Below are 10,246 nucleotides of genomic sequence, written 5' to 3' on the forward strand. Positions count from 1 at the left end.
CCTTGCCCCGTCGCCTTGCGCCGGAACAAGGTGCTCGACCGGACACCGCACACCGATCATCCAAACTTCGTTTGCCTGATCGGCGCACGGCGCCGGTCAGCACCGCGATTATGCTCTACCAACACGGATCGTTGTCGTCCGCAAATTTTTCAGCCTCATTCTTTGTTGGAAAAACGATATCGACAAAGTTCGAAACAGGTAAATCCGTGGTGAATTTTTTACCATCCCAAAAAGCCGCATTAGGGAAAAATCCTTCATGCGCCTCCCAACATATCAGCACAGGATACCACCCGACATAGAGAGGGTTTTTGTCAAAAACACTTATAAATTCAGGCATAACAAGGTCGCTCCACCGGACCGCGAAATCTCCGGCTCAAAATTCAGTTGTCACCGGTCGCGGCCCGGTGAGCTTGTCGTTGGCGGCTGCACCGCGATTATGCCTTGCAAAAACTCGGCTTTTCCGCGGGGCCTTTTTTGCCCTCAGCGATCGCGCCATATTCAAAATCAGGAACATCCATGACCGGCTCGAATTCCAGCACCTTCAATCGACCAATATCAAACCAGCGGGTTTCCCCCAGCGTGTTGTCAGCCGTCATTCCAGGGTGGACGATAGCCTGGACACACCCGTAGAGGTCGAAACTCACGCTGGTCACGACGCCCTTGAATCCGGACACTTTGTCTTCCACTTTCAGCCCGAGCATTCCAATATGTTTGCGAATATTCAACATGATATTTCTCCTTTTCAGCAAGTCGAGACGGGCACGGCCCGCCTATTGATGGGAACATAAAGCCGTCCGGTCGTCCGCATCGATCACGATGGGACGACCGCGTCCGGCGCTGAGAATCTCCACCTGACCAGTGGCCTCTCCAGGATCGGTCACACCGCCTCCCTGATCTCGGCGATCCGCTCCAGCCAGATCTCGGGATGATCGAGCAGCAGCCCAAGCAGACGGGCATCGAGGCGCTCGCCGTGGCCGGCGCGCGGCGATGGCAGGGGATAGCCCGCAAAGAGCTTGGCGGAGATGGCCGTGGGCAAGTCTCCGGGGGCGATGCCGTCGCCCTCGATCACCTCGCGGATGCGGGCAAAAATTTGTTCGTCGGCCAACAGCTTCTGCTCGGCCTCGGAGAGCTGGTCGGCGAGCAGGCCGATTTGCTCCTGCTTGCCCTGGAGGTCGATACCCAGGCGATGGAGCTCGTCGCCCCGCAGCCGGAACAGCATGGCGAGACCTGACGGCGTTGACGCCAAACCACCGGTCAACAACATCAAATCCTCAATGACGGCCTCGGATTGAGCCACGGCCGCCAGGATGTCGTCCGGGGCAAAGGTGGCCGCATCGACCAGCGTGGCCACCTTGTCCAACCACGATGCATGGTCCTTTGACCGCTCTTTCAGGTCGGCCAGATCCCCCACCAAGATCTCGATCTCGCCGGGCAGGTCGGCCGCCGGCCCGGCATGGTCGACCGCCTTGCCGATCCGGACCAGGATATCAGCTTGCGTGAGCAAATCGCCATCGGCAACGGCAACGGCCCCGGAACGTTCAGCGGCCTCCAGCCCGGCGGCGGTTTGGGCCACCGCCAGCACGATCATCTTGTAGGTCAGTTCGTCGCCGTTCTCCAGCCCCACGGCGCGGCAGATTTCATCCAAGGCGGTCTGGGCCGAGATCAACTCCCGGAGCTGGTCGTCGTCGATCTCCGGGGTGGGGGTCAACCTGGCCGCCAGGGTGGCGAGCAGCTCTTCCCCGTCGATGGTCTCCTGTCCCTGGTCGTAGCCGAGCAGGTCGGCGATTTTTTCGAGCATCTCGGACTCCACCTGCACCGCCGCGACAGCCGGAACCCCCAAGCACTCGAGAATCTCGCCCGTTTTCCCCGTGCGCTTGATCGCCTCGGCCACGATGGCGGTCTTGTTGCGCACGTTGCTGTGGATGGTCGAGCACCCCGAGCACATCAGCATATCGTAGTTTTTTCCCGACGCCCTGTTGGACTTGCAACTCTCGCAGATGCCTGTTCTTGCCATTGTTCGCTCCTCGATACATGGTTGATTGTTTGTCTTCGGGGCCTCTATCGGCTCCCGTAGCTGGACCAACGACAACCCGGCCACCGTCCCACCGGCGGACTTGGGTTGCCTCGCGGTTGGCGAGGACAGGCGCTTGAGCTCGGCCTCGCTGTAAAATCGCACCTCCTTGGGTATCCGCTTGCCCTGGCAGGTCTCGCACCGGTTGTAGGCGGTGCGGTTTTCCGCCGCGCGCTTGTTGTAGCCCCATCGCAGCCCCTTTTCCCTTCGGTCACGGCAGGCCGCCTCGAACGCGGACCTGGAAATCTTCAGTGGCCGGCCATTGGTCAATGGGCAGGTCGACCCGGCGGCAATCTTGGCCAGGGCGGCGGAGCACCTGGGCTTGTCGATCCTCGCCGTCCCCTTGCCCATCACGGCACCAACAGCGGCAGGACGGGGAAGCCATCCCGGGCGGAGAGCCTGGCCAGCAGGACGGCGTTCGCCTCGCGGGCACGGATCAGATCGGCTGTCGCGCGGTTGGCGCGTTCCACCTGCTCGGCGTAGAGGCGGGCCGAGGTGTCGGCGCAGGCCTGGGCGCGATCGAGGCGGCGCTGCATGACGCGGACGACGGCATTGCCGTCGATGTTCTCAATCATCGTGGACATGGGTTTCCTCCTGGTTGTTTTTTTCAAGGATGACTTCGAATTCAATATCGCGCGCGAAAATGGCCACCCGCTCCTCGATGGAGGCGACGATGGTGTCGATCAATTCGCGGGATCGTCGCTGGTCGCCCTCGACCAGGGCGATCCAGTCGTTTGCCCCCATCTGCACCATGGCCTTGAGATGTGAGAGCATGGCCACGGCCCGGCCGATGATCATCAACTCGACCTCGTCGCGGGGCACGACCTCGCCCAGGCGGACGGCCAGTTCGTGCTGCTCGCGCTTGAGGCGGACCTTTTCGCGCTCCAGCTCGGTGGTGGCCTTTTCCTCGGCCATGCGCGAGAGGGTGTCGTTGACCTTTTCGCCGGTCTCGGATGACTTGCAGTGGATGGCCGCGTAGCGGTCGACATCGCGGCGGAGGTATTTGCCCTCCCTGAACGGCAGCCGGCCCTGTTTGCAGTGCTCGTAGAACTGGGAGCGGCCGATCTTCCAGCCCGAGTCGCGCAGATATTCCCAGGCGGCGAGCTTGTGGGGGAAGTGGTCGTCTTCCTCCTTGGCCGGGGAGGTGTCGAGGTAGCGGGCGACCAGGCCACCGACGTATTCGGCCTGGGCGGTTTCGGCCTCGCTGTAGTTTTTGCGGTTTGTGGGCGTCGACTCATCGTTCAACGCGATCATGGCCCGCTTGACATCGTTGGTGAGCAGGGTGGCCTTGCGCAGCTCGGCGGTGGTGGCTCCGGCGGTGCGGAGGGCCTCGATGGTGGTGTTGTCTTGCAGGTCCATGGAGGCCCTCACTTATCAGCTCCGTTTGGGTTTGCGTTTACTGGCGGCGGTACTGCCTTTTCGCCAGTCGGAGAGGCGGGACTTTTTGTTGGTTCCGGTAGAGTTTGCCATAGGATGTCACCTCGTTTGGATTTGGGGTTGGCGGAGAAGTCCGCCAGGATGCGGTTGATCCAGGCGGCGTTGAACTCGTAGAGCGGGGCAGAGGCATCGACCATCACCTGCTCGACATTGCGCGAGCTGCGCAGGTTGGCCGACCCGTGCAAAACCAGGGAGCGGCCGCAATCGGTGCGGATGCAAGTTGTTTTGGTGTGGATGCCGGCGGCGGCAAATAAAAAGTCCTGATCCTGGCCGAGGGTTGATTCGATGTAGGGCACCCCGCCGGCCGGGCGGCGCTCGTGGGCATACCAAAAATCCGAGACCACCAGGCCGAGGCGGCGGACGTAGCCGCCGGTCTGGAGGTTGCGGAGGCTGTCGACATTTTCTTTGGATAGGCTGAGAGTGGCCACGAGCAGCTCCTCGGCGTACCAATTGCGATCGACCATCAAAGCCTCGATCAAATCGCCAAAAATAAAATTGCCGGAGACCAGGGCAAAGACGGCCTCACCCTCGGCAAGATTTGGCAGGGCGGCGACCATATCAGCGGCGCGCTCATAGCGGACCAGCTGGGGCTCAGGCCGTGGATAGCGGCGGATGCGGACGGTTTCGGTCTGCAGGGCGTCGCTGATGTCGGCGTGGATGAGATCAAAACCGGGGATTTCCTGGTCGAGGTCGAAATCGAGCAGGTCGTCGGCGAGGTCGAGGGGGTTCATTGCACACCCTCCCGTGTCATTTCCCGGAAAATGTCGCTTATATGCGACACGTTCCCGCCCAGCTCCTCCAAGGCGCTGTGGAGGCCGCCGACGGTGTATCCGGAAAGCAGTTCAGGCGGCAGGTAATCGCATCCTGGGCACACCTCCATTTCGCGCATGGAGTGGAGGCCACCAAGAACAATGGCAATGGAAGAGATGGCACTGCCCAGGGCGGCCAAACGGCGGGCACGGTAGTCGACTTCCTCACGCAGGGCCTCATGGTGGGTGGTGAGTGGTTGCATCTCACACCTCACGCAGGCGCAGGCCGTAGATGGTGGCCACGCCTGATGGTTTGCGGCGGATATAGCCCTCATCGTGCAGCCAGGAAGAGAGCGCCTTTTTGCTAGGGATGTGGGCGTCATCGGCATTGGCCGAGCACCAGCCAAGGAACGCGGCGTAGACCAGGGCAAAGCGTACCTGCCCGGTGATGTCGCGGCGGATCATGGCAGCAGCGAAGCGGTCGAACAGATCCTGCTGACTGGCCTTGTTGACCATGGCAGCCGGCTGTGGCATGAGATCGTCTACTGGCAGGCCCGAGACCCGGTTGAGCATCCGCAGGTTGGCCGCGGTCGGGTTGAGCACGATCTTGGTGAGATCCATGGTGTAGCGGATATCGAGCCCGGAGTCGGACAGCGGCCCGCGATGGTGGAAGATGTCAGAGCGGCGGCCGCCATTGCCGGGGATGGTGTAGCTGCCGGTCTTGCGGATGGTGGGCAGGACCTCGGCGGTGACCCACTTGCGGAATTTTTTAATTAGGGCTTTGCGGCGATCAATTTCATCCTGGGGAAGTTTGCCGGTGGCTTTGTCAGGCTGCATCCAAAACAACAGGCTGTACAGACCAGATTCATTGACAATGGTCATTTGCTGACCACCACCCTGCGTACCTATTTGTGACACACCCTTTTCATCGTCGTCGAGTCGAGAAACAGATCGTCGATAGTTGGTATCACCAAAATATTCACATACGTCTTTGGCGACGAACCAGGGGTTACCGTCGATAGTGAGGGCTCGGACTTCGTGGGATTCGAAATAAAACTGAACTACTGAAGAATGATTTTGCATAGCTTGGCTCCTATTGAGAATGGATAAACCACCCAATGCGCTGTCAAACGCAAAAAGGGCGGCGATATGCGGGTTGACAGACCGGTAATAGGCAACCGGCAGGCGCGAGGCCTCCCGCACATCACCGCCCAAGGAGAAGCAATGCTGTGCAATGGACGCAAAAAAACCGCCGAACTGAGAGAGGTGGCGGTGCGTCCGCCTATTATCCGGGCTGTCAAACCCGGTCAAGGATTTTGCCTTGACGCTCTCTGTATAAACCAGAACTGATGATGTTTCAACGATTTTTTGCATGTTTATCACCAAACAAACTCAAAAACGTTTAGTTGTCGCTGCTTCATCATTCGTCGCACAACGTGTTTCGGCATATCATCTGGATAAAGCTCTTCCCGAGAAAACCGATCATCCAGTTGCGCTACTCGCCAATAATCCTTGAATCCTGCTGAGTGTTCGGGTTGTTTTGCATCCATTTCGAGCAACTTTTCCCACAGTTCAGGGCGGTGTTTTCGCAGCAACCGCAGATCCTTTAGCGATTGCAACGGGCAGCACCAGCAGGATACCCGTTTAAAAATGTCGTACAGACCTCCCCAGGTGTAGCCAAGTTTCCGGCAGTATGCGAGCGCCTGTTCTTCGGTGACTCCGTATTCAATTAGCGGGTAGCGTTGTGGCCCAGGTCTTACGCGGTGTTTTTCGTCTGCTGCGTAGCCAATGCATGGCACGCAATTCGGCACTGTCTTTTGATACTTCATGATGCATCCGACTTTTTCCCTGGTACACCAACGGCGAAACGGAGACGGCCATCCGTTTCCTAGGCGATGTATTTTGCCTTTATTTGGGCCTTTTTTTGCGACTATTTCGCGCTCAAACAACCAGTAATCAAATCCTTGAGGATGAGTGAGCCGCACTACCTCAATCCCAGTTTTCAGCTCAACCAAATCAATATAATCGTGCATCTCTGGAAACTCCCACCCTGTATCGAAAAAGACTGCAGAGTGGATTTCCTCACCACGCTCCAGCATCATGTGGAGCATGGCGGTTGAGTCTTTTCCTCCAGATAGGGAGACGACGTTGCTTCCTCCACCCGTCCCACTCATGCCATCACCTCACCCCGGCGAACATATGCCCCGGGAAAGACCAGTTTGGCATCAATAGCCGCCTGCACCGCCTGGGCGCGGGCGTCGGGCTCCAGACCAACCAGGGCAGCCTGGAGGCGGAGCAGTTCATTTTCGGAAAAGACCACCAGCCCCTCAGCGGTGAGCTGCTCCCATAGGGATTGGTCGCTCACCACATGGATCTCCTGGCCATCCTGGAGGGTGAGGATGCGATGTTGTGTGGTGCTTTCGGTTGGTTGGGCTGGTTGCAGGTCCTCAACCGGTGGGCGGCGCGGCGCTTCTCCCACCCTACAGCCGTCGGCGGTCGCCGGCGCAACTGTCAAGGATTCCTTGACAGTTGGGGCGGTCGCCTTGATATGGAACCTGGGCGGCAGACCTGCCAACACCCAGGCGCGGAGATCGACCCCGGCGGCATAGGCGTCGCCTGGATCTTTGCCGCCGATCACCGGCACCCGCTCGGCATGGCGGTACTGGTTGAGCCACCAAATCGAGCCTTGAGCCCCGGCCGATTCGGTGCGGCCGGTGGTCGGGTTGACCCTTGGGGCGTCGGAATCGAGACAAATGGAGAGGTGGACCGCCTGAGAGAGGACCGCGTGACATGCCTCGGTCGGCTTGGCACTGGCATTGCCCATGGCCACCACACCCACCAGATCGCCGGCGGCTCCATCGACCACCAGGGCGTCGAGCTCGGACTCGACGATGACATAGGCGGTCCGGCCGGTCTCGGAAAGGAGCGGCTCGCGGCCCGATCCGGGGACGACGTAGTATTTCAGTTCGCCCTTGGCGACGTTGGGGCGGCGGATGCGGAGCCGTGCGACCTGGCCGCCGATCCACAGCGGAATCACCAACCCCTGCGGCAGCCACAGTTTTTTGGGCTTGCCGTCGGCTTTTCGGACCGTTTCCAGGCCCCAGGCCTCGCGGGTACGGAAGGCGTCGGTCGGGTTCCAGCCCAGGCCATACTTGGTGATCATCGCCATGGTGACACCCCGTTTCTCCAGCCAGGCAAGCTGGTCGGCGTTTGCGAAAAGCTGCTCGTGACACCAATTGGCCATTTTAGCGGCGTGTTCGGCCCACAGTTGCAAAACCGGCGTTGAACGTGCTGGGGTATACCCTGCACCTGTTTTTTGCGTCTGGCGGCTTGCTGGCGCGTCCTGCGGGGTGTATGTGCGGGCATCCACTCCGGCACGGGCGCAGGCGTCGCGATAGCTGAGGTTGTCCCGCCAGCGGTAGAACTCGATCAAATCGCCGTGTTTGCCGCAGCCACGGCACCAGAACGTCCCGCCCTGGCCCTGCTCCGGCCAGATATGGAAGCGATCCCGCCCGCCGCAGACCGGGCACGGCCCATGCCACTCCGGCCCGCGCTGGGTGGCGTTGCCGGCTTTCATAAAATCCTGTCCAGAGATCAGCGAGAGCATGGGGTGGCTTATCCTTGGTGTCTGTTTTGAGAGACTGCGTTGTCCATTATGATCCGGAAAAAAGGAAAAAATCCTAATCTTGTAATCATTTTATATAGTTGTTGTCGAATTATTATATTCCTTATATTTTCGCGTAAAAAAAATAAAAAGAGAAAGAGGAAATTGAAAAACACACGCGCGCGCGGAAAAACCAGGGAAAATGGGAATATCGACCACATTTACCTGAAATCATTACAAGATTAGGGTGTATTACGGTGTTTTTGCCTGTTGGGTGATCTTGCCCCGCCCCACGATTGATCCTGGCCAGGGAAAAAATGGTGCTCATACTGCCCCCTCGCGAACACGAAGGCGGATTCCGTGTACATGCGCAATCCCGCACGGTTTGGAGCGGCGGAACCCGTGTTTTTCCAGCCATGCAGAGACGGCTTTTTTGCTGGGGCGGTACTTGTCGGACTCTGAAATGTTGTCCGCGTACCAGCTGCAGAACAGGCTGTATAACGACTTGAACGACACCTTTACCTCGTGATCGAGCAGATCAGGCCGTTCTGGGTGGACAATAGGCTCGACATTGACCCGGATCGGCGGCTCTGAGTCGTCGACCTCCTCCACAAACTGGCGGATGGTGTCCTCGGAGCGCTGCAGATCGGCCACGGCTGTGCGGATCGATGGTGGCGGAAACAGCCCTCCGGCCTCCTGGAAGGCGAGGCAGCCGCGCACATAGCGGGCAAGGATGCCTGGGCCTTCTTTCTTGAGCTGGGCTGGGAGTTCCGGGTCCTGCTGGCGTTGCATCGGGTCGGACGGATCCGGGTTGGTGACGAATTTGAGCGGGTAGACCAGATAGACCAGCCGTTCGGACAGGGCGAAATCTGCCGCCATGCCCTTGGGGATGTTGTTGGTGTAGAAAAACAACTTCCAGGTGGGCGTGATGTTGGTCTCGTCGCGGTCGTGCGGCGCCCGGGCAACGATGGTATCCGCACCTGTCAACCTTTTGACTTGTTGGCCAGAGATGCGGCGGTTGTCGTCGGACTCGGAGGCAATGATCATCCGGCGTCCCTGCATGGAGATCAGATCCGGGGATGGTCCGGCGGAGTTGCGGGCATTTTTCTGCTCGATCAGCAGCTCCGGGGAGATGTTCCATGCCAAATCGCCGAGGATCCAGCGCAGCGTCTCGAACATGGTTCCCTTGCCGTTGCGGCCCTCGCCCAGGAACAGGCCCACGAAATGGTGGGTGGTCAGGCCGGTGAGGGTGTACCCAAACAACCGGTCCAGATAGGCGATGATCTCTTTGTCGTGCTGGTGGATCTCGTCGATGAAGGCATCCCAGCGGGGGCAGGTGGCGTCGATGCCCTGCCAGTCGATCGGCACGGCCCGGAGCAGGTAGTCATCTGGCCGGCCTGGGGAAAACTTGCCGGTGCGGAGATCGATCACCCCATTTCTGCAGGCGAGCAACCAGGGGTGGAGGTCGATTTCGTCGGAAATGATGGCGAGTTTATCATCCTCGCCGATGGTGGTGGACCACTCCAGGCAGTTCTTGGCCCCAGCCACACTGCGCAGCTTGCGCACCCTGGCCATGTAGAGTTTGTGCTCTTCGTTGGCCGCTTCCCAGGCCTGGCGTTCGGTCTTTTTGTCGATCTCGTCGCGCCGTGCCTTGGTGTGCATGGCCTCGGCAAGATACACCTGGGCGACCTCCTCGACCGCGTTGCGGACCGCATCCTTTTTGTCGATCCGCCAGTGATGGCCGCACCATTGCAGCCAGACCCCGGCCTTGCCCCAGTTCTTGACCTGGATAAACTTGCCCCGGTGTAGCCGGGCAAAAAGAATGCCGTCACCGCGCTCGTTGTTGTACAGGCAGGCCCGCACAAACGAGGAAGATGGCGGCTCGTCTGGCTGATCGGTTGAAAACAGCTCGCGTTCTGCAGCCAATGCCGCCGCGATCTGCTCGCGCATATCAGAGAGATCAGCGGCCATTGATCAGGGACTGGCGGAGTTGATAAATCCATCTGCGGGAACATTTTTCTCGCAGGGCCTTGGCCACGATCGGAGCAGGCACACCATCGCACAGCAGGGAAACGGCGATTTTGCGGGTATCGTTACCAATGCCCAGGGTGCGGTTGGTGATGAACCATTTTCCGCACACTTGGCACCGATAGCGCTGCTTGCCGTTGCCTGTTTTACCGCCCTTTTGCGCCAACAATGACCCGCATCGTGGGCAAACCGCCCCGTCCTTGCTCATGGTGTCCGCCTCCTGGCGACCGGCACCGGCCGCGATGATTGCCGTATTATCTGTCAAACCGAACATTCCGTTTTTCCGTACAAATCAAAATTTCCCCCGCGCGATTCCACCGGGGCGCGAAATACCCGTGATTTGGGGGAACCGGGAAG

General features: G+C 59.5%; 12 protein-coding genes. 1 reads left to right on the forward strand and 11 read right to left on the reverse strand.

Going from position 1 to position 10,246, the window contains the following annotated elements; translation table 11 throughout:
• Window positions 1-299 (forward strand): hypothetical protein (locus EOL86_09135; GenBank protein ID NCD25739.1); only part of this gene is annotated, 299 nt, incomplete at its 5' end.
• A 135-nt stretch (window positions 300-434) separates the two neighbouring features.
• Here EOL86_09135 and EOL86_09140 read toward each other — a convergent pair.
• From EOL86_09140 to EOL86_09190, 11 genes are all read right to left on the reverse strand, one after another.
• Complete coding sequence (locus tag EOL86_09140; GenBank protein NCD25740.1) at window positions 435-728, reverse strand: hypothetical protein; 294 nt, start codon at window positions 726-728, stop codon at window positions 435-437.
• Between the two features lie 149 nt (window positions 729-877).
• Entirely contained in the window at window positions 878-2,422 is a 1,545-nt protein-coding gene (locus EOL86_09145) for a hypothetical protein (GenBank protein NCD25741.1), read from the reverse strand.
• A complete protein-coding gene (locus EOL86_09150) occupies window positions 2,422-2,655 on the reverse strand; it encodes a hypothetical protein (GenBank protein NCD25742.1) in 234 nt (77 codons plus the stop codon). Before EOL86_09150 ends, EOL86_09145 begins: the two co-directional genes overlap by 1 nt.
• Window positions 2,639-3,430 carry a hypothetical protein gene (locus EOL86_09155; protein ID NCD25743.1) on the reverse strand — a complete coding sequence of 264 codons (792 nt, stop codon included), beginning with the start codon at window positions 3,428-3,430 and terminating at the stop codon, window positions 2,639-2,641. Before EOL86_09155 ends, EOL86_09150 begins: the two co-directional genes overlap by 17 nt.
• 8 nt (window positions 3,431-3,438) lie before the next feature.
• On the reverse strand, window positions 3,439-4,239 hold the full coding sequence (locus tag EOL86_09160) for a hypothetical protein (GenBank protein ID NCD25744.1): 801 nt from the start codon (window positions 4,237-4,239) through the stop codon (window positions 3,439-3,441).
• The gene (locus tag EOL86_09165) at window positions 4,236-4,520 is read right to left on the reverse strand and encodes a hypothetical protein (GenBank protein ID NCD25745.1); all 285 of its coding nucleotides are present in this window, start codon (window positions 4,518-4,520) and stop codon (window positions 4,236-4,238) included. Before EOL86_09165 ends, EOL86_09160 begins: the two co-directional genes overlap by 4 nt.
• Before the next feature lies 1 nt (window position 4,521).
• Entirely contained in the window at window positions 4,522-5,340 is an 819-nt protein-coding gene (locus EOL86_09170) for a hypothetical protein (protein NCD25746.1), read from the reverse strand.
• Window positions 5,341-5,636: 296 nt separating this feature from the next.
• Window positions 5,637-6,431, reverse strand: coding sequence for a 3'-phosphoadenosine 5'-phosphosulfate sulfotransferase (PAPS reductase)/FAD synthetase (locus EOL86_09175; GenBank protein ID NCD25747.1), 795 nt, complete (start codon window positions 6,429-6,431; stop codon window positions 5,637-5,639).
• The gene (locus EOL86_09180) at window positions 6,428-7,864 is read right to left on the reverse strand and encodes a hypothetical protein (protein NCD25748.1); all 1,437 of its coding nucleotides are present in this window, start codon (window positions 7,862-7,864) and stop codon (window positions 6,428-6,430) included. The genes EOL86_09175 and EOL86_09180 overlap by 4 nt, the downstream gene beginning before the upstream one ends.
• 321 nt (window positions 7,865-8,185) lie before the next feature.
• On the reverse strand, window positions 8,186-9,832 hold the full coding sequence (locus tag EOL86_09185) for a hypothetical protein (protein NCD25749.1): 1,647 nt from the start codon (window positions 9,830-9,832) through the stop codon (window positions 8,186-8,188).
• Window positions 9,822-10,163 (reverse strand): IS1 family transposase, encoded by a 342-nt coding sequence (locus EOL86_09190; protein NCD25750.1) that lies wholly within the window; start codon window positions 10,161-10,163, stop codon window positions 9,822-9,824. The genes EOL86_09185 and EOL86_09190 overlap by 11 nt, the downstream gene beginning before the upstream one ends.
• Window positions 10,164-10,246 lie beyond the last annotated feature (83 nt).

This window comes from Deltaproteobacteria bacterium (genome assembly GCA_009930495.1).
Lineage (GTDB): Bacteria > Desulfobacterota > Desulfovibrionia > Desulfovibrionales > Desulfomicrobiaceae > Desulfomicrobium.